This window comes from Rhodococcus sp. MPR-R1B (assembly GCF_058793255.1).
On the sequence record NZ_JBXAFO010000024.1, the window covers coordinates 45,123 to 67,561 of the forward strand.

The window sequence follows — 22,439 nt, forward strand, 5'->3', positions numbered from 1 at the left end:
GCCTCACATACGGAAGACGCCGAAGTTGTCGGTGCCTTCGATCGGGGCGGTGGCGATGGCCGACAGGCACATTCCCACCACGGTGCGGGTGTCTCGGGGATCGATGACGCCGTCGTCGTACAGACGACCCGACAGGAACATCGGGAGTGACTCGGCCTCGATCTGGTTCTCGATCATCGCGCGCATGCCGGCATCGGCCTGCTCGTCGAATACCTGGCCGCGCGCCTCGGCAGCAGCGCGTCCCACGATGGAGATGACGCCGGCGAGCTGCGCACCGCCCATGACGGCGGACTTGGAACTGGGCCACGCAAAGAGGAACCGCGGATCGAACGCGCGTCCGCACATACCGTAGTGACCGGCGCCGTAGGACGCTCCGAGCAGGATCGAGATGTGCGGAACCTTGGAGTTGGCAACCGCATTGATCATCATCGATCCGTGCTTGATCATGCCGCCCTCCTCGTATTCCTTACCCACCATGTACCCGGTGGTGTTGTGCAGGAACAGCAACGGCGTGTTGGAACGATTGGCGAGCTGGATGAACTGCGTGGCCTTCTGTGATTCCTCACTGAAGAGCACTCCACGTGCGTTCGCCAGGATGCCGATCGGGTAGCCGTTGAGCTCGGCCCACCCGGTCACGAGGGAGGAACCGTAGAGCGGCTTGAACTCGTCGAAGTCGGAACCGTCGACGATACGGGCGATGACCTCACGCGGATCGAACGGGATCTTAAGGTCGGCCGGAACGATGCCGAGCAACTCTTCCGGATCCTCGAGCGGTTCGATGATCTCCGCGCGCGGCGCCGGCCCCTTCTTGGTCCAGTTGAGCCGCTTGACGATCGAGCGCCCGATGCGGATCGCGTCCTGCTCGTCGGCGGCGAAGTAGTCGGCCAACCCGGACTTGCGAGCGTGCATTTCGGCGCCGCCGAGTGCCTCGTCGTCGGATTCCTCACCGGTGGCCATCTTGACCAGCGGCGGGCCTGCGAGGAACACCTTGGAGCGTTCCTTGATCATCACGACGTGGTCGGACATGCCCGGGATGTACGCACCGCCGGCCGTCGAGTTACCGAAGACCAGTGCAATGGTGGGGATTCCGGCTGCGGACAGCTGAGTGAGGTCACGGAACATACGCCCGCCCGGGATGAACACCTCTTTCTGCGTCGGCAAGTCTGCGCCACCGGACTCTACGAGGGAGATCACCGGGAGGCGGTTCTGCATGGCGATGTCGTTGGCCCGGAATCCCTTACGCAGCGTCCACGGATTGCTGGTGCCGCCGCGCACGGTGGGATCGTTGGCGACGATCAGGCATTCGACACCTTCGACGACGCCGATACCGACCACAGTGCTGGCGCCGACCGGGAAGTCACTCCCCCACGCAGCGAGGGGACACAGTTCGAGGAACGGTGAATCCTGATCGAGCAGGAGTTCGATCCGCTCGCGTGCCAGGAGCTTTCCCCGCTTGTGGTGCCGCTCGGTGTACTTCTCGCCGCCACCCGCCAACGCCTTGGCGTGCTCGACCTCGATCTCGGCGAGCTTGGTGTTCATGGTCGAAGTTGCGGTCTTGTACACCTCGGAATTGGTGTCCAGTGTTGACCGGATGACACTCATGACTGATACCCCAATCGCTTGGCCGCGAGGCCGGTGAGGATTTCGGTGGTTCCGCCACCGATTCCCAGAATTCGCATGTCCCGGTACTGCCTCTCCACTTCGCTTTCCTGCATGTATCCGAGGCCGCCGAACAGCTGAACGGCTTGGTTCGCAACCCATTCGCCCGTCTCGACTGCCGTGTTCTTGGCGAAGCACACCTCGGCGATCAGATCGCCGTCACCGGCCATGTGCCGTTCGATCACCGAGTGCGTGTACACCTTGGCGACGTCGATCTTGCGGGCCATCTCGGTGACGGTGTTCTGCACGGCCTGCCGGCTGATCAGGGGGCGACCGAAAGTCTCGCGGGCGCGACACCATTCGAGGGTCAGCTCCAGGCAACGCTCTGCACTGGCATACGCCTGCGCGGCGAGAGCGACACGTTCGGAAACAAATGCCTGGGCGATCTGTGCGAAGCCGCTGTTCTCTGCGCCAACCAGATTCTCCACCGGAACCCGAGCGTCGACAAAGGACAGTTCCGCGGTATCGGATGCGCGCCAGCCCATCTTCTCGAGTTTGCGCGAGACGGTGAATCCCGGTGTGCCCTTCTCGATCACGAGCAGTGAGACACCACCCGCACCAGGGCCACCGGTGCGGACGGCGGTGACAACGAAGTCGGCGCGAACACCAGAGGTGATGAACGTCTTGGCCCCGTTTACGACGTAGTGATCACCGTCGCGCTTGGCCGTTGTCGTCAGGTGGCCGACGTCGCTGCCACCGCCGGGTTCGGTGATGGCGAGCGAGCCGATCTTGTCGCCGCGCAGGGTCGGCTTGACCCACTTCTCGATCTGCGCCTCGTCGCCGGCCGCGATCAGGTGCGGCACCGCGATGCCGCAGGTGAAGAGCGATGCGAACAGCCCGCCCGATGCACCTGCCTGATGCATCTCCTCACAGATCACGATGGAGTCGACGGCGTCGCCGCCCTCACCACCGGCCGATTCGGGTGCGCTGGCCCCGAGGAGTCCGAGAGCGCCTGCCTTGCGGTGCAATTCGCGCGGAATCTCGCCGTCTCGCTCCCACTGCGTCAGATGCGGCAGAATCTCCTGGTTCACGAATCCGCGTACGGTCTCGCGAAGCGCAAGCCTTTCCGGTGTGGTCCACACGGTCACCGTGAATCCTCTTTCTCGTCAGTTACGGGGAGTAGCGAAATCGGGATGTCGATGTGGCGCGAACGCAGCCATTCACCAATTCCCTTGGCCTGCGGATCGAACCGCGCCTGCGAGGCGACACCCTGACCGAGAATTCCCTCGATCACGAAGTTGACGGCACGAAGGTGCGGAAGCTGGTAGCGAGTGACGTTCAGGTCTGCTGCTTCCGGTAGCAGTTCCTTGAGCATCTCGACGGTCAGTGTGTGCGCCAACCACTTCCACTGATCGTCCGTGCGAACCCAGACGCCGACGTTGGCATTTCCGCCCTTGTCGCCGCTACGGGCACCGGCGATCGTGCCGAGTGGTACTGAAAGCGACGTCTGTGGCGGCAACGGCTCCGGACGCTCCGGTTCGCCGACGGGTTCGAGGTCCTGCGTCAACGTGGACGGAGCGATGTCCACGCGCGTGCCGTCCGGCAGTACGGCCACGTGCGGCACCGATCCCGCGTCGACGTAGCCGGGGGTGAACACTCCGTACGGTTGGCCGTTGCTCGGCGGAGCCGTCAGCGAGAAGCCGGGGTAGCTGGCAAGTGCCATTTCCACCGCAACCGCGGAGAAAGGGCGACCGATCACCTTGGGGTCGGAATCGCGAACCACGCAGCGCAGCAACGCACTCGCGGTTTCCTCGGTGTCGGAATCCGGATGATCCGTGCGAGCGAGAGTCCAGACCAGTTCGGCGGGCTTCTTCGTCAGCCAGGATTCGAGCTGAGTCTTCGCCAGATCGGCCTTGGCCTCGATGTCGAGACCCGTGAGGATGAAGGTGGCCTCGTTACGGAACCCGGCCAGCGTGTTCAGGGAGACCTTGTACTGCGGCGGCGGAGCCTCGCCCGTGACGCCGCTGATCAACACCCGGTCCGGGCCTTCCTGGGTGAGCACTGCGTTGTCGATGCGGGTCGTCACGTCCGGGCCTGCATAGCGTCCACCGGTGATCTCGTACAGCAGCTGCGCCGTCACCGTGCCGACGCTCACCTCGCCGTCCGTTCCGGCGTGCTTGGTGATGACCGAGGTTCCGTCCGCGTTGATCTCGGCGATCGGGAAGCCAGGCCGGCCCAGATTGGGAATCTCTGTGAAGAACGCGTAGTTGCCGCCGGTGGCCTGGGTTCCGCACTCGATGACGTGGCCCGCCGCGACAGCACCGGCAAGCTGATCGAAATCATCTCGCTTCCAACCGAAATGGTGAGCGGCCGGACCGACGATCACCGACGCATCGGTGACCCGTCCGGTGACCACGACATCGGCGTCGGCCGACAATGCTTCGACGATGCCCCAGGCGCCGAGGTACGCATTGGCCGTCAGTGGGGAGCCGAGTCCGAGTTCGTCTGCCCGAGAGATCAAATCGTCGCCCTCGACGTGGGCGATCTTCGCGTTCAACCCCAGCTTGGTGTTGACCTCGCGCAACGCGTCGGCCAGTCCGGCGGGATTGAGACCGCCTGCATTCGCGACGATCTTCACCCCCTTGTCGAGCGCAAGGCCGAGCGTGTCCTCCACCTGCCGCAGGAACGTCTTCGCGTAGCCGAGCGACGGGTCCTTCATCCGATCCCGCCCGAGGATCAACATCGTCAGTTCGGCCAGGTAGTCGCCGGTCAGGTAGTCGAGTTCGCCGCCCTCGAGCATCTCGCGCATCGCCGAGACGCGGTCGCCGTAGAACCCGGAGCAGTTACCGATCCGTACCGAACTCATTTGCCCACCTTCGATGCTCGTCCCTCACCGCTGGATCCGACGGCGGCTCGTCCCTCACCGCTGGGTCCGGCAAAGGCCTGCGCGAACCCGAGCCACTCGTCCGCATCGGCACCCACGGCGACCAGATCGAGATCGGCGCGATTGGCACGCTGGGTGACCAGCAAGCAGAAGTCCAACGCCGGCCCGGTGACCTTCTGCGGCGCATCTTCCGGCCCCCAGGTCCAGAGCGACCCGTCCGGCGCGGTCAACTCAACCCGGAAATCGTCGGCGGGCGGCGTCTTCTCGTTGACCGAGTACGCGAAGTTTCGCGTCCGCACACCCAGGTGAGCGATGTTCTTGATGCGCGCCGTCGGAGCGCGTTCGACGCCGAGTGCGTCGGCAACGTCCTGCCCGTGCGCCCACGTCTCCATCAGTCGCGCGGTAGCCATGGAGACACCGCCCATGGGCGGGCCGTACCAGGGGAACTTGGTTCCGGCCGGGGCGGCGGTGAGCGCCTCGACGAGAGCGGTGCGCCCCGCTCGCCAATCGGCGAGCAACTCCGCCGGCTGGCGGGCCGCCTGTTCGGCAGCACCGTCGTCGACAAACCCTGCCGGGTTCACGAACGCCGCCTTCAACTGCTCCGCGAACCCGTCCGGGTCGGTGATCGCCAGGATCGCTGCACTGTCCGTCCAGTGCAGGTGCCCGATCTGATGTGCGATGGTCCACCCTTCCGCAGGCGTCATTGTCGCCCACTTCTCCTCGGGCAGATCCGCAACCAGGGCGTCGAGGCTCTCGCCTTCGGCCCGCAAGTCATCGATGAACGTCTGAAGTTCGGCCATGCGACCAGCATCACACCCACATCCATAAAAATCAAGCACGAATGATTGTTATTGCGAAATCCTGTGGTGAGAGACTGAGTTCAACTGCCATCGACAACCAGGAGCACCCATGAGCGACGCCGTACTGATCTCGCGAACCGGCGATGTGGTCACGTGGACCCTCAATCGCCCGGACACCCGCAATGCGATCTCCGAGATCGACATGATCGAGGCCCTCGAAGACGCAGTCACCGCGGTCAACCGAGATCAGAGTGTGCGCACGGTCATTCTGACGGGGGCCGGATCGGCCTTCTCCTCCGGCGGCAACGTCAAGCACATGCGAGACAAGGAGGGCATGTTCGGTGGCGCACCCGGCGAGATCCGCCAGGGCTACCGGCACGGCATCCAACGCATCCCGCTCGCGCTGTACACGTGTGAGGTGCCGACCATCGCGGCGGTCAACGGCCCGGCCATCGGAGCGGGCTGCGACCTCTCACTCATGTGCGACCTCCGCATCGCCTCGACCGCCGCAGTCTTCGCCGAGAGTTTCGTCAAGGTAGGACTCATCCCCGGCGACGGCGGAGCGTGGCTGCTCCCGCGCGCGATCGGCAACGCCCGCGCGGCCGAGATGGCGTTCACCGGTGAACCGATCGATGCTGCGAGAGCACTCGACTGGGGTCTGGTCTCGCAGGTGACCGAGCCCGAGGAATTGCTTTCCGCAGCGCACGCTTTGGCAGCTCGAGTAGCCGCCAATCCCCCGCAGGTACTCCGCATGACCAAAAAGCTCCTCCGCGAGGGCCAGCACCAGAGCCTCGAGAGCCTGCTCGAACTCTCGGCCGCCATGCAGTCGATCGCCCACCACACCCGAGATCACCACGAAGCCGTCGCCGCGATGCTCGAGCGTCGAAGTCCCGAGTTCACCGGAGAATGAAGGCGGGCAGTCAGCTACTGCCGGTCGGAGCAGTCCTCACCTCGATACTGTCGCTCCAGTTCGGAGCGGCATTCGCGACGACATTGTTCTCGCAGATCGGGCCGGCCGGAGCCACGACGCTGCGGCTGACGATCGCCGCGATCATCCTCGGCGTCATCGTCCGCCCGCGATGGAGCAGATGGTCGAACCGGCAGCGCAAAGGCATCTTCGCACTGGGCATCGCCCTCGCCGTGATGAACGGCGCCTTCTACCTCGCCCTCGACACGGTGCCCATCGGAACGGCCGTCACCATCGAGTTCCTCGGACCGCTCACCCTGGCCGCAGTTCTGTCTCGTCGGTGGGCCGACGGAGCATGGGTGCTGCTCGCCTTCGGCGGAGTGTTGCTGCTCGGGTTGGGCGATCACGGCGAATCCGGTTTGGACCCGATCGGGGTGATGTTCGCGTTGATCGCCGCTACTGCGTGGGCCGGATACATCGTGGCCGGTTCCCACCTGGCCGCGACGCTCCCGAGCGCCGACGGGTTGGCAGGCGCAAGCATCGTCGCGGCCGTATTGACGCTGCCCTTCGGCGTCGTCTCGGGAGGAAGTGAACTACTGGATCCGACGATGCTCGCCGCAGGCGCAGCCGTCGCCGTCCTCTCGTCCGTCATCCCGTACAGCTTGGAAATGTGGGCGCTGCGCTCTCTCGCCAAGAAAGTCTTTGCCGTCCTCATCGCCCTCGAACCCGCAGCGGCCGCACTGGCCGGAGTCCTCGTGATCGGGCAAACGCTCGACGCGTTCACACTCGTGGCCATCGCACTGGTGGTGGCCGCGGGCGTCGGCACAGTCGTCATGAATCGAAAACCCACAGCGAAGTAGTCCAGGTACCGTCAGAGCACGTCATTCCAACGCACAGGAGAACCATGACCAACCCGATCATCGCCACCGTTCTCGGTAACACCCCGCAGATCGACGAAAGTGCGTTCATCGCACCCAACGCCACCGTTGTCGGCGCGGTGACCATCGCTGCGGGAGCCAGCATCTGGTACGGCGCGGTTATCCGCGGCGACGCAGAATCGATCTCCATCGGCGCTGACACCAACATTCAGGACAACTGCACCGTGCACGCCGACCCGACGTTCCCCGCAGTGCTGGGCGAACGAATCTCGGTCGGCCACAACGCAGTGCTGCACGGGTGCACCGTCGAAGACGACGTTCTCGTCGGCATGGGTGCCGTGGTGCTCAACGGCGCACACATCGGCTCGGGGTCACTGATTGCAGCCGGCGCCGTCGTGTCTCAGGGGATGCAAATCCCGCCTGGATCACTGGTCGCCGGCGTGCCCGCCAAGGTCAAACGTGAACTCTCCGAAGGCGAAAAGGCCGGTATCACCGCCAACGGCGCCGGCTACATCATGCTCGCGAAGGCTCACCAGGACATCGAACAAGCCTGATCGAAACGACGCTCGCGGCCGGTAGCAGCAAGAGCAACGACTAGCCTCGGGGCCGCAACGTACTGTTCGGCAACTCGGGTGCCGGGAGCGCCGGACCGTCGTATCCCGGCACGACGCCGAAACGCCGGTCCGGGACGCTGCCGTCGAATCCGGAGGCAAGCTCGGCCTGCCACTTGCGTCGATACTCGACGATCTCTTCGTGGGTGCGGCCCATGAAGTTCCACCACATGATGACCTGCTCTCCCAACGGTTTACCGCCGAGAAGTAGCAGTCGAGCCGGTTCGGATCCCGGATTACGCAATGTCAGTTTGCCGAAACCCGGTGCTTGATAACCCAACTCGGCCCAGCCGACGGTGGTTCCGCGTAGCACTACCGATCCTTGATCGACGATTACGCCGTGCTCATGTGAACGATCGACATCGAGGGCGATCTCGGCGCCAGGATCCAAAATCACCTCGGCGCCCAACAATTCGGTGAATGTCGACACCGGAGATGTGTCACCGGCGAGCGAACCGAGGAACACACTGAGCGTGGCGCCGCCGGTGGTCACCGGCTCGGGCCGGTAGTGAACAAATGCGGGTGCGGTATCGCGCGCCGCATCCGGCAGCGCCACCCACAACTGCATCCCGTGCAGAACCTTGGTGTTCGGTGTCGACACCTCGGAGTGCGCGATCCCGCTCCCGGCCGTCATCAAATTCAGTTCGCCCGGCCGCACCATCGCGTGGGAACCGATGCTGTCACGGTGCTCGATCTCTCCGGTGAACAGCCAACTCACCGTCTGCAAACCGGTATGCGGATGCGGCGGCACATGCATGCCCGGTCCTGAGCCGACGTCATCCGGACCGTAATGATCTGCAAAACACCATCCCCCGATCAGCGAACGCTCGCGTTGCGGGAGGGTGCGTCGCACTCGCATGGCCCGCGGGCCGCCGAGCGGTACGTCGCGCGGAGTGAGGATCTGAATCTCGCTCTCCGCCGGATGGCCTTCGCATTCCTGCTCGACGGGCTGCGCTTCGAGGTTGCTCATATCGTCCATCCTGCCTCCAGTCATGACTGCGCGAGACGCAGACGCGTGCACAATTCGGCCAACAGTCGAAGTTCATCCGCGTCCAGGGCCGGTCCGACGTGGCGGCGAATACTTGCCGCATGACGGCGACCCACTGATTTCTGCAGCGCTGCACCCGCTTCGGTGAGTTGCACGATCGTCCCGCGGCGATCCTGTGGATCAACACTTCTCGTTACCAGACCTTCGCCCTCCAACCGTTCCACCAGGCGGCTGAGCGACGGCTGGCTCAGCAATATCTCCCGATTCAGGTCATGCAGGCGAAGGGAACTACTCGGCGCAAGACTAAGCGTGAACAGCACGTCGTACTCGCGCATCAACACCTGATCCCAGACGTCGTCGGCAGAGAGCCGCCGCAGCACCGACACCTGTGCGCGAAACAAGGCTTCCCAGGCGTCGGTGGCGAGTTCGGTGGTGCTGACCGGAACCTCAGGCAGTTGCTCGTCAGGCAGTGACACTGCTTGCCTCACGAGCCGTCTTCATCGACGCGTGAGTGGGCGGGTTGTCCGGCACATGTGCTGGCCGCCTGGCCGCGAACTCACGGCGCAGAACCGGAACAACTTCCTCACCGAGCAGATCGAGCTGCTCGAGCACCGTCTTCAGCGGCAGTCCGGCGTGATCCATCAGGAACAGCTGGCGCTGGTAGTCACCGAAGAAATCGGCAAAAGCCAAGGTCTTCTCGATGACCTGTTCAGGGGAACCGACGGTCAGCGGCGTCTGCTCGGTGAACTCTTCGAGTGAGGGCCCGTGGCCGTACACCGGAGCATTGTCGAAATACGGACGGAACTCCTTGACCGCGTCCTGACTGTTCTTGCGCATGAAGACCTGACCGCCGAGGCCGACGATCGCCTGATCCGCGGACCCGTGGCCGTAGTGCTCGTAACGCCGGCGGTAGAGATTGATCAGCTCGATGTAGTGCTCTTTCGGCCAGAAGATGTTGTTCGCGAAGAATCCGTCACCGTGATACGCCGCGATCTCCGCGATCTCGGGGCTGCGGATCGACCCGTGCCACACGAACGGAGCGATGCCGTCCAGCGGGCGCGGAGTGGACGTGAATCCCTGGAGTGGTGTGCGGTACTCCCCTTGCCAGTTCACGACCTCCTCGTCCCACAGCCTGCGAAGAAGTTGATAGTTCTCGAGCGCCAACGGGATTCCGGCGCGAATGTCCTTGCCGAACCACGGGTACACCGGCGCGGTGTTTCCGCGTCCCATCATCAGGTCGACGCGCCCCTCGGCGAGGTGCTGGAGCATCGCGTAATCCTCGGCGATCTTCACCGGGTCGTTGGTGGTGATCAGCGTCGTGGACGTGGACAACGTGATCTTCTCGGTCTGAGCAGCGATGTATCCGAGCATCGTCGTCGGAGACGACGGAACGAACGGCTTGTTGTGATGCTCGCCGGTCGCGAAGACGTCGAGACCGACTTCCTCTGCATGCTTGGCGATGGTCGTCATGGCCTTGATGCGATCGTGCTCGGTGGGCGTGACCCCGGTCGTTGGATCAGTGGTGACGTCGCCGACCGTGAAGATTCCGAACTGCATGGTTGCTCCTCCGCGAACTAGATCCATGCGTTTGCATGTAACTGATCAAACATTCAACCATCCCGCTGTATTCCACGGCCAAAAGATGAGGGCGGCACACAAGATGTGTGCCGCCCTCACCTGGACAAACGATCTACTGAAAAGCGGTCAGTGCATAACGATCGGCGTTGCCGTCTCGCCCTCGGCCACCGGCCTGGTGGTCTTGCTACGCGGCAGGAAGAACGCCGGGATGAGGGTCAGAACGATCAGCACAGTGGCAACGAGGAAGGTGTTGCCGAATGCGTCCGACGCCGCACTGAGAATCGAATTCGCAGCAGACTCCTGCGGACTTCCCGGCTCGGTCGGAATGTGCGACGCCGCACCGACCATCGTCGTATCGAGGCCGCGATCGAGAAGCTGGTTGGTCAAGACCACCGACATCACGGCGGTACCGATCGAACCTGCGGTCTGCTGAACGATGTTCATCAGGGTGGAGCCGCGAGCGATCTGCTCGTTGGAGAGCGTCACGATAGCTGCGGTCATCAGCGGCATCATGGTGCAACCCATACCGAGGCCCATGACGAACAAGGCACCCATCAGCAGCCACGTCGGGGAATCCGAGGCAACCTGTGTGAACACACCCAAGCCGATCAGAATCAACGGCAAACCGGTCAGGACGATCTTGCCCGGGCCGATCTTGTCGACCAGTCGACCAGCGATCGGCATGGTGACCATAGCGCCGAGACCCTGCGGAGCCATCAACAATCCGGCCGCGAGCGTGGTGTGACCGCCGACCTGGATGAAGTAGCTCGGGAACAGCAACCCGGCGCCCATGAACGCGACGATGAACAGCGACGTCGTGATGACGGCGGTGGTCAACTGACGGTTCTTGAACAGGTGCAGGTCGATCAGCGGGTGATCCTTGTTGAGCGCGTGGAACACGAAGGCGATGATCAGTGCCAGACCGATACCGGCCGACACCAGAACCCGAGCGGACGCAACCGTTCCCACCTCAGGGATGGACGACACACCGAACAGGAACAGCGCCAGGCCGGGCGACAGCAGGATCATGCCGAGGAAGTCGAAGGACTCCGAAGGCTTCGCCTTGTCGGACGGCAGAATGATGAACGCAGCAGCCAGAGCGATGATGCCGATCGGCAAGTTGATCAGGAAGATCCAGTGCCAGCTCGCGGCCTCGATCAGCCAACCACCGAGAATCGGGCCGCCGATAGGACCGAGCAGCATCGGGATACCGAGAACTGCCATGACACGACCGACACGGTCCGGACCGGCGGCCCGGGTCATGATCGTCATACCGAGCGGCATCAACATGCCGCCGCCGAGGCCCTGGAGCACACGGAAGCCGATGAGCGAGGTGATATCCCACGCCATCGCACAGGCGACCGAACCGAGCACGAAGAGCACCAGGGCCGTCATGTAGAGGCGCTTGGTGCCGAAACGGTCGGCAGCCCAACCGGTAACCGGAATGACTGTCGCCAAAGCGAGGGTGTAGGCCGTCATCGTCCACGCGACGGTGGCGTACGAAGTTTCGAAGTCCTCGGCAAAGGTGGTGAGCGCGACGCTCACCACGGTTACGTCGAGAATCGACATGATGGCGCCGAGCACCACCACGGAAGCGATCTTGAGGACCGCCCCGTCAAGTTTGTCGGACGCCGGTGCCGGCGCGTTCGGCGATGTCATCGCGAAGTCTCCTGGTTAAGTGCTCGCAGATAGTCACCCGCGAGAATGGGCTTGAGAGCCTCGAACAAACGAATCCGCTCTGGCTCAGGAACACGCGACGCGAATTCGCGAAGCTGGCCGCGCTTGCACTCGATGTGGTTGGTCGTCACCTTACGACCGGCCTCCGACAAGGAAACCCGCTTGACGCGTCGGTCCCGCTCGTCTTCACGGCGATCGACCAGACCCATGTTCACGAGCTGATCGATGTTCCGCCCCGTAGCTGCCACCGAGAGCCGAAGCTCGTCGGCAACCTCGTTGATCGGGATCGCCGCATCACGTTGTGCAAGTACGAACAGCACACGCACCTGAGAGAACGAGAGATCCAGTTCGATCAACGCATCGATCGACTCCGAATCACCGGCGCTCATCAGGCGAGTGAACAACTCGTCGAGTGCTCCATACAGGTCATCAGAATCGGAAGCGATCACCTGGCAAATGGTAGTGCGGTTGCAACTATTGCCCAAATGAAAACATGTTGCAACTTATTATTTGGTGACCACCATCACGTTGCGAAGAATCATTCCTGCAGCAAGATGGCCTTTCCGAGAACTTTGCCGCTTTCGAGATCAGCCAGGGCAACTGCTGCGTCGGCAAGCGGATACCGTGCCTTGACCAGCGGACGCAAGCCGTTTCGGACGTGTTCTACCAGCGATGCGTGTATCTCGGCTACCGCCTCGGGATTGGTACGCGTGAACTCACCCCATGCCGCGCCGACAATGCTGATATTGCGAAACAGCACCCGGTTCACCTTTATCTCGGGAATACCGCCGCCGGCGAATCCGATCACCACGAGTCGTCCTTCGGGTGCCAGAACCCGGACCGCGTCGTCGAACGCATCGCCGCCCACCGGATCCACCACGATCTGAGCGCCGACGCCGTCGGTCAGTTTCCGAATCCGCTCTCCCCATCCCGGAGCCAGCGCGACCACCTCGTCGGCACCGAGCTCACGCAAGAAGTCGTCGACGCCCTCGCGTCGTACCACGGCGATCACCCGGGCACCGTGCGCCTTGGCCAGCTGGATGGTTGCCGTTCCGACTCCGCCTGCAGCGCCGAGCACGACGACAGTCTCCCCCGCGACGATCTTCGCGCGACGAGCGAGCGCGAACTCCATCGTCTGATAGTTGATGATCAGCGAGGCCGCCTCGTCGAAGGCGAGTCCGTCCGGAATTCGGAGTACCTGCGCCGGGTTGACGGCAATCCGCTCTGCATACCCACCCAGATACGCGGCCGCGAGAACACGATCGCCCGGAGCGAAACCCGACCCTTCCGGCGCGGAGACCACGACGCCCGAGATCTCCGCGCCGGGAATGAACGGCGGTTCCGGGCGGATCTGATACTTGCCGTAGGTGATGAGCAGGTCCGGAAAGCAGACGCCACTTGCCTTCACATCGATGAGAACAAGACCTTCGGCTGCGGGCTCGGGAACCTCCTGCGCGACAATTCCTTCGGGACCGGACAGTTCCGTAACCACCATGGCGCGCACAGAAAGCTCCTCTTCGGGACATCTGAAGTCTGGACCGGTAACCCGGTTTTCTCGACTTTAACCCGGTACTCACGTCAGATCATCGTTCGCTCCCGATGTGCAGACGTTCGAGTCCGTCGAGAATCAGATCGAGACCGAAAGCGAATTCGGCGGCGTAGCTGTATCCCGGAGCAAGGACGTGCTTGGTGGTCAACTCGGCCAGGTGCGGATACTGACCGCTCTCGAACGAGCCCATGATCGCCTTCGCCAGTTCCGTCGTTTCCTGCGCTGTTTCGAACGGCAAGCTCACTTCTTGCAGCACGAAGCCGTAGATGTACGCATCCATGATCGAAAAGGCATGCGCAGCAAGGGCGACGGGAAAGTCGGCGGCGCGTAGCGTTCCGATGACGGCATCGTGGTGGCGCAGGGTCGCGGGACCAGGCGTCGTTCGGGACTCCATCAACGGAGTTGCCCACGGGTGCCTCCCCAACACTTCCCTTGTCGATACCGCTCGCACGTGAAGTTCCGTGCGCCACGGGCGTCCCGGCGTCGGCAGATCGATCTCCGCGAAGACCGCATCGACCATTCCGTCGAGCAGATCCCCTTTGTCCGAAACATGGTTGTACAGAGACATCGCTTCGACGCCCAGTTCGGTGCCCAGCTTCCGCATGGTCATCGAATCGATTCCGACGGAATCGGCAAGCGCGACAGCAGCGTGTACGACGTCGTCTCGGGTCAATCTTGCGCGCTTCTCCACGTTGACAGAACTTACACCGTAAGTGCAATACTTACGCTGTAAGTATTCGACGAACGGAGACTCGCATGCCGAAGGAACTGATGACCGCCGTCGTACAGGATCGCTACGGCGAGGCCGACGTTCTCTACGTCGACCACATTCCGCGCCCCACTGTCGCCGACAACGAAGTGCTGATACGCGTCGAGGCCGCGTCCGTCGACCGCGGGGCATGGCATCTCATGGCCGGACTGCCATATCCGTTGCGCCTCGCGGGTTTCGGGCTGCGCAGACCTAGGAACCGGGTACGCGGACTGGACGTATCCGGCCGAGTCGAGGCCGTCGGCAGTTCGGTGACCCGCGTGGCAGTCGGCCAGGAGGTATACGGGATCGCGGTCGGTTCGTTCGCGGAGTACGCACGCGCACTCGAGACGAAGATTGCCGCAAAACCTGCCCGGTTGTCGTTCGCACAAGCAGCAGCGGTGCCGGTCTCCGCCCTCACAGCGTTGCAAGCCGTGCGCGACCACGGCCGCGTGCAGGCGGGCCAATCCGTCCTCGTACTCGGCGCATCCGGTGGCGTCGGGATTTACGCGGTGCAGGTGGCAAAAGCCATGGGCGCTCACGTCACCGGCGTGTGCAGCACCTCGAAAACCGATACCGTCCGCTCCATCGGTGCCGACGAGGTTCTCGACTACCGCGTCGACGACGCCACCGACGGATCGCATCGGTACGACGTCATCATCGACACCGGCGGCAACCGCCGACTGCGAGATCTTCGACGGGCGCTCACACGCACTGGAACGCTGGTGATCGTCGGCGGCGAGAACGGCGGACGGTGGCTCGGCGGAACCGATCGCCAAATACGCGCACAGTGCTTGTCTCCGTTCATATCTCAGAAAATGGGCACCTTCATCGCTTCGGAGAACGCCGACGATCTGGAGGTCCTGACGCAGATGATCGACGCAGGTGACATCACCCCGGTGATCGACTCCGTTCATCCCCTTGCCGACACCGCCGTCGCCGTGGCACGAATGGTCGACGGCTCCGGCTGCGGAAAGCAGATAATCGCCACTCGCTGAAAAGCCTGACAGAATCGGCTCACTCCAGCGAACAGGAATCTCACGTGAACCCAGATCTCACGCTCGCGCAACAGCCGGACCGAGGACCGATCTTCGTCAAGTCCCGCCCGGTCCGCACCGGCGACATCGACGTCGCCAAGCAGGTCAGGCTCGACGCCGTCGCCCGCTACCTGCAGGACATCGGCAACGACAACATCGAGGCCGCGGGAGCCATCGACACCCATCCGCTCTGGATAGTGCGTCGTACCGTCGTCGACGTCGTACGCCCGGCGATCTGGCCGGAAGAGTTGACGATGACTCGCTGGTGCTCCGGCTTCTCCACGAGATGGGCGAACATGCGTGTGCGCTTCGACGGCAGCAACGGCGCGCTGATGGAAACCGAAGGCTTCTGGATCAACATCAGCGCCGAGTCGGGCATGCCCACGCGGATGAGTGACGACTTCATGCGGCCACTGGAGGAATCCACCGACGAGCATCGCCTGAAGTGGAAGCGGGTACTCGCCGAGAACGCACCGGAGGCGGACGGCGCGGGTGTTCTGGACACGCCGTTCGCTCTGCGCGCCACGGATATCGACCCGTTCGACCACGTCAACAACGCCGTCTACTGGCAGGCAGTCGAAGAGGTCCTCAGCGCTCGCACCGAACTACGGACAGTTCCGCATCGAGCACTGATCGAGTACCTCACCCCCATCGTTTCCAGCGACGACGTCGTCCTGCGCAGCCGCGTCGACGACAAGACCGTCACGGTCTGGTTCCTGGTCGGCGAAGCGCTCCGCGCAGTTGCGCAGGTGAGCGCCCTCTAACGCAGTTTCTGGGTCGCGACAGCCGCGACACCGAACACCAACGCAAGAAGAATCGCGGCCCAGAAACCGAAGAGCCACCACACCACGCCGAACACGACCACTGCCGGGGCAACGGTGATGAAAGCGATGGTGGGGCTTTCGCGTACCACCTCGAGTGCAGTTCGGGCATTAGTTCGATCGAGCTTCTTACCGGCCATCGAAAACCTCCTTCAAGGTCCTGACCATCCAGAGTAACCGGACTGACGGGCACAAAGCGGATACCGTGAACGCATGGCCGACCACCGCACCCTCGTCCTCATGCGACACGGCAAGTCCAGCTACCCCGAGGGCATCCGTGATCACGAGCGTCCGCTCGCCGAACGGGGCCTGCGCGAGGCCCGCATCGGCGGCGAATGGATCCGCGAAAACGTCCCGCCCGTCGACGCCGTTCTGTGCTCCACCTCCCGGCGGACCGTCGAAACCCTTGCCTCGACGGGAATCGAAGCTCCCGCCGGGTTCGAGAAGTCCATCTACGGCGGCTCACCCGCAGACGTCATTGCAGCTGCGCGAACCACGTCCGACCACGTCAAGACGCTCCTGATCGTCGGACACGAACCCGGAATTCCCTGGACTGCACTCGATCTCGCATCGAACGAAAACTCCGAAGCGGCGCAACGTATCCGCGACAAGTTCCCGACTTCGGCGATCGCCGTCCTCTCCGTACCGGTGCCGTGGACCGAACTCGACGACTCCGTCGCCACTCTGCTCGAGTTTCACGTGCCTCGTTAGATCAACCACACTGCTAAACCACCTCACGCAGTAGGCGGTCCGAAAGTGCAAGCGCGTCACGGTCGTACGTCGACGTGGACGCCAGCAATTCGTCGGCACCGGTTCGCTCGGCCAGATCGTGAAGCTGCTGCTTCACCTCGACGGGCGTCCCGTGCAGCGCCGAAGCCGTGAACGACTCGATGCGCCTGGCGTTTCGATCACTGCGCGGGGCGCGCCTGATCTCGTCCGGCGACACGAGCGGCGGAAACTCCCCTGTCCGTGACGATTCAGCGAGCGCGTACGCCTCCGGGATCAGCAACTCACGCGCCGCGTCGGTGGTATCGGCAACCGCCACTTCGAGTGAAACCACCACATAGGGTTCGGGATGAGCGTCGGTGGGCCGGAAGGCTCGGCGGTACTCGTCCAACGCATCCACCCGGTCGGTGCTACCGATTCCGAGTATCGGCCCGCCCACGACCACCGGAAGCCCCAGCTGCGCTGCCACTTTCAAGCCTGTGCGCGTGGCGAGCACGAAGATCGGGACTCCAGTCTGCGACGCCGGCCGTGCCGTCACTGCGGCGGAACCGTCCAGATAACGCCTCACCTCGTCCAGGTCCGACACAAACGTGTCCGGAGCGTCCTTGCTGCGTCGTAGTGCCTGACGTACGGGCTCTGTGAATCCCAGCGATCGGCCGAGGCCGAGATCGATTCGCCCCGGGTACAGAGCCTCCAGCATCAAGAACTGCTCGGCGACGATCAGCGGTTGGTGATTCGGCAGCATGACCCCACCGCTGCCGAGTCTGATATCGCGCGTATGCGCGCCGATCGCGGCAAGCAGTACTGCCGGCGACCCGCTCCCGATCCCGGGCACCGCGTGATGCTCGGCCACCCAGAACCGGTGGTAGCCGAGAGCGTCGGCGTGCGCGGCACGTTCGACGGAATGCGTCAGAGCTGCGGAGTCGGGGTATCCGCTCCTGGTTCGGGATCGGTCGAGCAGTGAGAGAAGCACCCTCGGAGCAACAAGGAATTCGGAAAGTTTCATCCGGACGCCGAACGAGGACCGTTTCTGACCGCAATACCCGCAACACTGGACCTGTCGCCGGAATTCACCATCACATGAAGGGCACGTCATGGACATCAAGCTCGAACTGGTCGCCATTCCCGTCACCGACATCGACCGCGCCAAGGACTTCTACGTCCGCCTCGGATTCAATGCCGACCACGATCACACGGTCAGCGAAGACCTGCGATTCGTCCAGCTGACCCCTCCCGGTTCGGCCTGCTCGATCTGCATCGGCAAGGGAATCACCGACGCCGAGCCCGGCTCGGTCGTCGGCATGCAGGTAGTGGTCAAGGACATCGAAGAGGCCGAGCGCGAGTTCAAGAGCCGCGGCATCGACATCAGCCCGATCGACGACCAGGCCTGGGGGCGGTTCATCTACTTCGCCGACCCCGACGGGAACAAGTGGGCCGTCCAGGAGATCGTCATCCCGGACCTCAGCGGCAGCAGCTCCTGAAAACGTCCCACTCCTGACATGAAAAATCCCCCCACCTCTTTCGAAGTGGGGGGATTTTCTACGAACTAACGCTTAGCGGTAGTCGTCACATGCGACTACCCGACTAGCGGTAGTCGTCACATGCGACTACCCGACTAGCGGTAGTCGTTGCTGAAGCCGTAGTCGTCCAGCGGAACTGCAGCACCGGTGTTCTGGCCGAAGCCGTCCGGGCTGTAGTACTGGTCGTCGTACGACGGCACTGCGTAAGCAGCGGCGCGTGCCTCTTCGGTGGGCTGAACCTGGATGTTGCGGTAACGGTTGATACCGGTACCGGCAGGGATCAGCTTGCCGATGATGACATTTTCCTTCAGACCGATCAGCTTGTCCGAGCGGCAGTTGATAGCCGCGTCGGTCAAGACACGAGTGGTCTCCTGGAACGATGCCGCGGACAGCCACGAATCCGTCGCGAGCGACGCCTTCGTGATACCCATGAGCACCGGACGGCCGGCTGCGGGCTCGCCACCCTCGGCGACAACGCGGCGGTTTGCCGACTCGAACTCGGCGCGCTCGGTGAGCGAACCGGGCAGGAACTCGGTGGCACCGGAATCGATGATCGTCACGCGACGAAGCATCTGGCGCACGATGACCTCGATGTGCTTGTCGTGGATCGACACACCCTGGCTCCGGTACACCTCCTGGACCTCGTTGACCAAGTGGATCTGAACCTGACGCGGACCCATGACTCGCAGGACCTCGTGGGGATCGGCAGCACCTTCCATGAGCTGCTGTCCGACCTCGACGTGGTCACCGTCAGCCAAGAGGCTTTCGCGACCGTCGGCGTGCTTGAAGACACGCAGACGCTGACGCTTGCTGAGCTTGTCGTAGACAACCTCTTCGCCGCCGTCGTCCGGAACGATGGTGATCTTGTAGAAACGATCGCCGTCTTCGAGCTGTACCCGACCGGTGACGTCCGCGATAGGAGCCTTGCCCTTGGGCACACGTGCCTCGAACAGCTCCTGGACACGCGGCAGACCGCCGGTGATGTCATCTCCTGCGACACCACCCTGGTGGAAGGTACGCATGGTCAGCTGGGTACCGGGCTCACCGATCGACTGTGCGGCGACGATACCGACAGCCTCACCGATGTCGACCAGCTTGCCGGTGGCCATCGAGCGGCCGTAGCAAGTGGCGCAAACGCCGGTGCCGGTGGTGCAGGTCAGGACCGAGCGGACCTTGACCGTCGTGATGCCGGCTTCGAGCAGAGCATCGATCGCGGGGTCACCGAGATCGTGGCCACGCTCGACGATGACGGTGCCGTTCGCGTCGACTGCATCGGCCGCCAAGGTGCGGGCGTACGTGCTGGTCTCCACGTGAGCATCGCGGATCATCGTGCCGTCGGCCTGCTTCTCGGCGATCGTGGTGACGATGCCGCGCTCTGTTCCACAGTCGACCTCGCGGACGATGACGTCCTGCGAAACGTCCACCAGACGACGGGTCAGGTAACCCGAGTCGGCGGTGCGGAGTGCGGTATCGGCCAGACCCTTACGAGCACCGTGCGTGTTGATGAAGTACTCGAGAACGGTCAGGCCTTCCTTGAAGGAAGACTTGATCGGACGCGGGATGAACTCACCCTTCGGGTTTGTCACCAGACCCTTCATACCGGCGAGCGAGCGAACCTGAGTCATGTTGCCGGCTGCGCCGGACTTCACGATCATCGGGATCGGGTTGCTGTCGGGGAAGTGAGCCTCCATGGCCTTGCCGACCTTGTCGGTCGCTTCCTGCCAAATGGTGACCAGAGCGCTGTTGCGCTCCTTCTTGTCCAGAGCACCACGCTGGTACTGCTTCTCGATCTTGTCGGCCTGAGCCTCGAAGTCCTCGATGATGGCAGGCTTCTCCGGCGGCACGAGCACGTCGGAAATCGAGACCGTGACACCCGAACGGGTGGCCCAGTAGAACCCGACGTCCTTGAGCTTGTCGACGGTCTGAGCAACCACGATCATCGGGTACCGCTCGGCGAGATCGTTGATGATCGTCGCCTGGCGCTTCTTCGGCATCTGCTCGTTGACGAACGGGTAGTCCGCCGGAAGCAGCTCGTTGAAGAGCACACGGCCGAGCGTCGTGGTGGCGGTCCAGCCGTCACCGTATTTCCAGCCCTCGGGGAACAGTTCGTTCTCGAGGTCGCGCGGCGGACGCTGCTGCGTCAGACGCACCTTGATCTGAGCCTGAACCGAGAGCGCGCCGCGGTCGACTGCCATCTGAGCCTCGGCGGGCGAGGAGTACACGCCCTGCTCTGCCTCGTCGTTGGTCGGAGCAACGAGCTCACCGGTGACACCCTCGTCGAGACGGGTCAGGTGGAACAGACCCGTGACCATGTCCAGACGCGGCATGGCGAGCGGGCGACCCGAAGCAGGCGAGAGGATGTTGTTCGAGGACAGCATCAGGATGCGTGCCTCGGCCTGAGCCTCTGCCGACAGCGGGAGGTGAACAGCCATCTGGTCACCGTCGAAGTCGGCGTTGAAGGCCTCACACACCAGCGGGTGGAGCTGAATGGCCTTGCCCTCGACGAGCTGCGGCTCGAATGCCTGGATACCCAGACGGTGCAGCGTAGGTGCACGGTTGAGCAGCACGGGGTGCTCGGCGATGACCTCTTCGAGGACGTCCCACACCTGGACGCGCTTGCGCTCGACCATGCGCTTGGCCGACTTGATGTTCTGCGCGTGGTTGAGATCGACCAGACGCTTCATCACGAACGGCTTGAACAGCTCGAGAGCCATCAGCTTGGGCAGACCACACTGGTGCAGCTTGAGCTGAGGACCGACGACGATCACGGAACGACCCGAGTAGTCGACGCGCTTACCGAGCAGGTTCTGACGGAAACGACCCTGCTTGCCCTTGAGCAGATCGCTCAGGGACTTCAGCGGGCGGTTACCCGGTCCGGTGACCGGACGTCCACGACGACCGTTGTCGAACAGGGCGTCGACCGACTCCTGCAGCATCCGCTTCTCGTTGTTGACGATGATCTCGGGAGCACCGAGGTCGATCAGTCGCTTGAGGCGGTTGTTGCGGTTGATGACGCGGCGGTACAGGTCGTTGAGGTCGGAAGTCGCGAAACGTCCACCGTCGAGCTGAACCATCGGGCGAAGCTCCGGCGGGATCACCGGAACAGCGTTGAGGACCATGCCCATCGGCGAGTTGCCGTTGGTCTGGAATGCCGCAACCACCTTGAGGCGCTTGAGTGCACGCAGCTTCTTCTGGCCCTTGCCGCTGCGGATGGTCTCACGGAGAGACTCTGCCTCGGCGTCGAGGTCGAAGTTCTGCATCAGGATCTGGATGGACTCTGCGCCCATCGCACCCGTGAAGTACTCGCCGTAACGGTCGACCAGCTCGCGGTACAGGAGCTCGTCGATGATGAGCTGCTTGACGCTCAGCTTGGTGAAGGTGGTCCAGATCTCGTCGAGACGATCCAGCTCACGCTGCGCGCGGTCACGGAGCTGACGCATTTCGCGCTCGCCGCCGTCCTTGACCTTGCGGCGGACATCGGACTTCGCGCCCTCTGCCTCGAGCTCGGCGATGTCGGCTTCGAGCTTCTGCGCACGTGCCTCGAGATCGGCGTCGCGCTGATCTGCGACGGTCTTCTTCTCGACCTGCATCTCGGCTTCGAGGGTCGACAGCTCGTTGTGACGGAGCTCCTCGTCGACGCCGACGATGACGTAGGCAGCGAAGTAGATGATCTTTTCGAGATCCTTCGGAGCCAGGTCGAGCAGGTAACCGAGACGGCTCGGAACACCCTTGAAGTACCAGATGTGCGTGACCGGTGCGGCCAGTTCGATGTGACCCATACGCTCACGACGAACCTTGGCGCGAGTGACCTCGACGCCACAGCGCTCACAGATGATGCCCTTGAAGCGGACACGCTTGTACTTACCGCAGTAGCACTCCCAGTCCCGGGTGGGGCCGAAGATCTTCTCGCAGAAGAGGCCGTCCTTCTCGGGCTTGAGCGTGCGGTAGTTGATGGTCTCCGGCTTCTTGACCTCGCCGTAGGACCAATTGCGGATGTCCTCTGCACTGGCCAAGCCAATGCGGAGTTCATCGAAGAAGTTGACGTCGAGCACGTAACTTCCTTTCCCCGTTGGGGTTACGGTTGCCGGTCACCCGGCAACCTGACTGCCAATTCAA

21 protein-coding genes are annotated in these 22,439 nt (G+C 63.2%); 7 read left to right on the forward strand and 14 right to left on the reverse strand.

The window, feature by feature from the left end:
- Positions 1-3: 3 nt before the first annotated feature.
- Genes AC1Q61_RS25850 through AC1Q61_RS25865 form a run of 4 tightly spaced genes read right to left on the reverse strand, consistent with a single transcriptional unit; the run spans position 4 to position 5,283 of the window.
- Entirely contained in the window at positions 4-1,602 is a 1,599-nt protein-coding gene (locus tag AC1Q61_RS25850) for an acyl-CoA carboxylase subunit beta (protein WP_042921023.1), read from the reverse strand.
- Positions 1,599-2,747 (reverse strand): acyl-CoA dehydrogenase family protein, encoded by a 1,149-nt coding sequence (locus AC1Q61_RS25855; protein WP_042921024.1) that lies wholly within the window; start codon positions 2,745-2,747, stop codon positions 1,599-1,601. Before AC1Q61_RS25855 ends, AC1Q61_RS25850 begins: the two co-directional genes overlap by 4 nt.
- A complete protein-coding gene (locus AC1Q61_RS25860; protein WP_047268913.1) occupies positions 2,744-4,465 on the reverse strand; it encodes an acyclic terpene utilization AtuA family protein in 1,722 nt (573 codons plus the stop codon). The genes AC1Q61_RS25855 and AC1Q61_RS25860 overlap by 4 nt, the downstream gene beginning before the upstream one ends.
- The gene (locus AC1Q61_RS25865; protein ID WP_003941918.1) at positions 4,462-5,283 is read right to left on the reverse strand and encodes a TIGR03084 family metal-binding protein; all 822 of its coding nucleotides are present in this window, start codon (positions 5,281-5,283) and stop codon (positions 4,462-4,464) included. The genes AC1Q61_RS25860 and AC1Q61_RS25865 overlap by 4 nt, the downstream gene beginning before the upstream one ends.
- 109 nt (positions 5,284-5,392) lie before the next feature.
- On the opposite strand from AC1Q61_RS25865, the gene AC1Q61_RS25870 reads away from it, so the two are divergent.
- From AC1Q61_RS25870 to AC1Q61_RS25880, 3 genes are read left to right on the forward strand one after another with little or no spacing between them, the layout of a single operon-like run.
- Entirely contained in the window at positions 5,393-6,193 is an 801-nt protein-coding gene (locus AC1Q61_RS25870) for a crotonase/enoyl-CoA hydratase family protein (RefSeq protein ID WP_003942035.1), read from the forward strand.
- Complete coding sequence (locus AC1Q61_RS25875; RefSeq protein ID WP_007728407.1) at positions 6,190-7,050, forward strand: EamA family transporter; 861 nt, start codon at positions 6,190-6,192, stop codon at positions 7,048-7,050. Before AC1Q61_RS25870 ends, AC1Q61_RS25875 begins: the two co-directional genes overlap by 4 nt.
- A gap of 44 nt (positions 7,051-7,094) precedes the next feature.
- Positions 7,095-7,622, forward strand: a complete 528-nt coding sequence (locus AC1Q61_RS25880; RefSeq protein ID WP_003941993.1) for a gamma carbonic anhydrase family protein — start codon at positions 7,095-7,097, stop codon at positions 7,620-7,622.
- 40 nt (positions 7,623-7,662) lie between these two features.
- Here the strand turns inward: AC1Q61_RS25880 and AC1Q61_RS25885 are convergent, their stop codons facing one another.
- From AC1Q61_RS25885 to AC1Q61_RS25915, 7 genes are all read right to left on the reverse strand, one after another.
- The gene (locus AC1Q61_RS25885) at positions 7,663-8,649 is read right to left on the reverse strand and encodes a pirin family protein (protein WP_042921065.1); all 987 of its coding nucleotides are present in this window, start codon (positions 8,647-8,649) and stop codon (positions 7,663-7,665) included.
- A 20-nt stretch (positions 8,650-8,669) separates the two neighbouring features.
- Entirely contained in the window at positions 8,670-9,143 is a 474-nt protein-coding gene (locus tag AC1Q61_RS25890; protein WP_128637874.1) for a MarR family winged helix-turn-helix transcriptional regulator, read from the reverse strand.
- Positions 9,130-10,224, reverse strand: a complete 1,095-nt coding sequence (locus AC1Q61_RS25895) for an LLM class flavin-dependent oxidoreductase (RefSeq protein ID WP_042921071.1) — start codon at positions 10,222-10,224, stop codon at positions 9,130-9,132. Before AC1Q61_RS25895 ends, AC1Q61_RS25890 begins: the two co-directional genes overlap by 14 nt.
- Positions 10,225-10,371: 147 nt before the next feature.
- Positions 10,372-11,904 carry a DHA2 family efflux MFS transporter permease subunit gene (locus AC1Q61_RS25900; protein WP_003942006.1) on the reverse strand — a complete coding sequence of 511 codons (1,533 nt, stop codon included), beginning with the start codon at positions 11,902-11,904 and terminating at the stop codon, positions 10,372-10,374.
- The gene (locus AC1Q61_RS25905; RefSeq protein WP_003941890.1) at positions 11,901-12,371 is read right to left on the reverse strand and encodes a MarR family winged helix-turn-helix transcriptional regulator; all 471 of its coding nucleotides are present in this window, start codon (positions 12,369-12,371) and stop codon (positions 11,901-11,903) included. The genes AC1Q61_RS25900 and AC1Q61_RS25905 overlap by 4 nt, the downstream gene beginning before the upstream one ends.
- Positions 12,372-12,460: 89 nt before the next feature.
- Positions 12,461-13,426 (reverse strand): NADPH:quinone oxidoreductase family protein, encoded by a 966-nt coding sequence (locus AC1Q61_RS25910; protein WP_042921026.1) that lies wholly within the window; start codon positions 13,424-13,426, stop codon positions 12,461-12,463.
- Positions 13,427-13,505: 79 nt separating this feature from the next.
- Complete coding sequence (locus AC1Q61_RS25915) at positions 13,506-14,162, reverse strand: TetR/AcrR family transcriptional regulator (RefSeq protein ID WP_039972951.1); 657 nt, start codon at positions 14,160-14,162, stop codon at positions 13,506-13,508.
- A gap of 65 nt (positions 14,163-14,227) precedes the next feature.
- On the opposite strand from AC1Q61_RS25915, the gene AC1Q61_RS25920 reads away from it, so the two are divergent.
- Complete coding sequence (locus AC1Q61_RS25920) at positions 14,228-15,217, forward strand: NAD(P)-dependent alcohol dehydrogenase (RefSeq protein WP_007728421.1); 990 nt, start codon at positions 14,228-14,230, stop codon at positions 15,215-15,217.
- Positions 15,218-15,261: 44 nt separating this feature from the next.
- Entirely contained in the window at positions 15,262-16,020 is a 759-nt protein-coding gene (locus AC1Q61_RS25925; protein WP_042921028.1) for an acyl-[acyl-carrier-protein] thioesterase, read from the forward strand.
- On the opposite strand, the gene AC1Q61_RS25930 is transcribed toward AC1Q61_RS25925, so the two are convergent.
- Positions 16,017-16,217, reverse strand: a complete 201-nt coding sequence (locus AC1Q61_RS25930) for a hypothetical protein (protein WP_003941897.1) — start codon at positions 16,215-16,217, stop codon at positions 16,017-16,019. The two genes, AC1Q61_RS25925 and AC1Q61_RS25930, sit on opposite strands and share 4 nt — an antisense overlap.
- Positions 16,218-16,290: 73 nt before the next feature.
- Here AC1Q61_RS25930 and AC1Q61_RS25935 point away from each other — a divergent pair, with 73 nt between their 5' ends.
- Complete coding sequence (locus AC1Q61_RS25935; protein WP_007728426.1) at positions 16,291-16,788, forward strand: SixA phosphatase family protein; 498 nt, start codon at positions 16,291-16,293, stop codon at positions 16,786-16,788.
- Between the two features lie 13 nt (positions 16,789-16,801).
- On the opposite strand, the gene AC1Q61_RS25940 is transcribed toward AC1Q61_RS25935, so the two are convergent.
- Entirely contained in the window at positions 16,802-17,809 is a 1,008-nt protein-coding gene (locus tag AC1Q61_RS25940) for an LLM class flavin-dependent oxidoreductase (RefSeq protein WP_042921030.1), read from the reverse strand.
- An 88-nt stretch (positions 17,810-17,897) separates the two neighbouring features.
- On the opposite strand from AC1Q61_RS25940, the gene AC1Q61_RS25945 reads away from it, so the two are divergent.
- Positions 17,898-18,284 (forward strand): glyoxalase superfamily protein, encoded by a 387-nt coding sequence (locus AC1Q61_RS25945; protein WP_042921033.1) that lies wholly within the window; start codon positions 17,898-17,900, stop codon positions 18,282-18,284.
- Between the two features lie 134 nt (positions 18,285-18,418).
- On the opposite strand, the gene AC1Q61_RS25950 is transcribed toward AC1Q61_RS25945, so the two are convergent.
- Positions 18,419-22,375, reverse strand: a complete 3,957-nt coding sequence (locus AC1Q61_RS25950) for a DNA-directed RNA polymerase subunit beta' (RefSeq protein ID WP_019744304.1) — start codon at positions 22,373-22,375, stop codon at positions 18,419-18,421.
- Between the last annotated feature and the right edge of the window lie 64 nt (positions 22,376-22,439).

Excerpts from the sequence above, each read along its gene's own strand:
- AC1Q61_RS25875 (WP_007728407.1), top strand. The coding sequence starts at position 6,190 with ATGAAGGCGGGCAGTCAGCTACTGCCGGTCGGAGCAGTCCTCACCTCG.
- AC1Q61_RS25895 (WP_042921071.1), bottom strand. The coding sequence starts at position 10,224 with ATGCAGTTCGGAATCTTCACGGTCGGCGACGTCACCACTGATCCAACG.
- AC1Q61_RS25935 (WP_007728426.1), top strand. The coding sequence starts at position 16,291 with ATGGCCGACCACCGCACCCTCGTCCTCATGCGACACGGCAAGTCCAGC.
- AC1Q61_RS25930 (WP_003941897.1), bottom strand. The coding sequence starts at position 16,217 with ATGGCCGGTAAGAAGCTCGATCGAACTAATGCCCGAACTGCACTCGAG.
- AC1Q61_RS25920 (WP_007728421.1), top strand. The coding sequence starts at position 14,228 with ATGCCGAAGGAACTGATGACCGCCGTCGTACAGGATCGCTACGGCGAG.
- AC1Q61_RS25885 (WP_042921065.1), bottom strand. The coding sequence starts at position 8,649 with ATGAGCAACCTCGAAGCGCAGCCCGTCGAGCAGGAATGCGAAGGCCAT.
- AC1Q61_RS25870 (WP_003942035.1), top strand. The coding sequence starts at position 5,393 with ATGAGCGACGCCGTACTGATCTCGCGAACCGGCGATGTGGTCACGTGG.
- AC1Q61_RS25850 (WP_042921023.1), bottom strand. The coding sequence starts at position 1,602 with ATGAGTGTCATCCGGTCAACACTGGACACCAATTCCGAGGTGTACAAG.
- AC1Q61_RS25865 (WP_003941918.1), bottom strand. The coding sequence starts at position 5,283 with ATGGCCGAACTTCAGACGTTCATCGATGACTTGCGGGCCGAAGGCGAG.
- AC1Q61_RS25945 (WP_042921033.1), top strand. The coding sequence starts at position 17,898 with ATGGACATCAAGCTCGAACTGGTCGCCATTCCCGTCACCGACATCGAC.
- AC1Q61_RS25900 (WP_003942006.1), bottom strand. The coding sequence starts at position 11,904 with ATGACATCGCCGAACGCGCCGGCACCGGCGTCCGACAAACTTGACGGG.
- AC1Q61_RS25860 (WP_047268913.1), bottom strand. The coding sequence starts at position 4,465 with ATGAGTTCGGTACGGATCGGTAACTGCTCCGGGTTCTACGGCGACCGC.
- AC1Q61_RS25940 (WP_042921030.1), bottom strand. The coding sequence starts at position 17,809 with ATGAAACTTTCCGAATTCCTTGTTGCTCCGAGGGTGCTTCTCTCACTG.
- AC1Q61_RS25880 (WP_003941993.1), top strand. The coding sequence starts at position 7,095 with ATGACCAACCCGATCATCGCCACCGTTCTCGGTAACACCCCGCAGATC.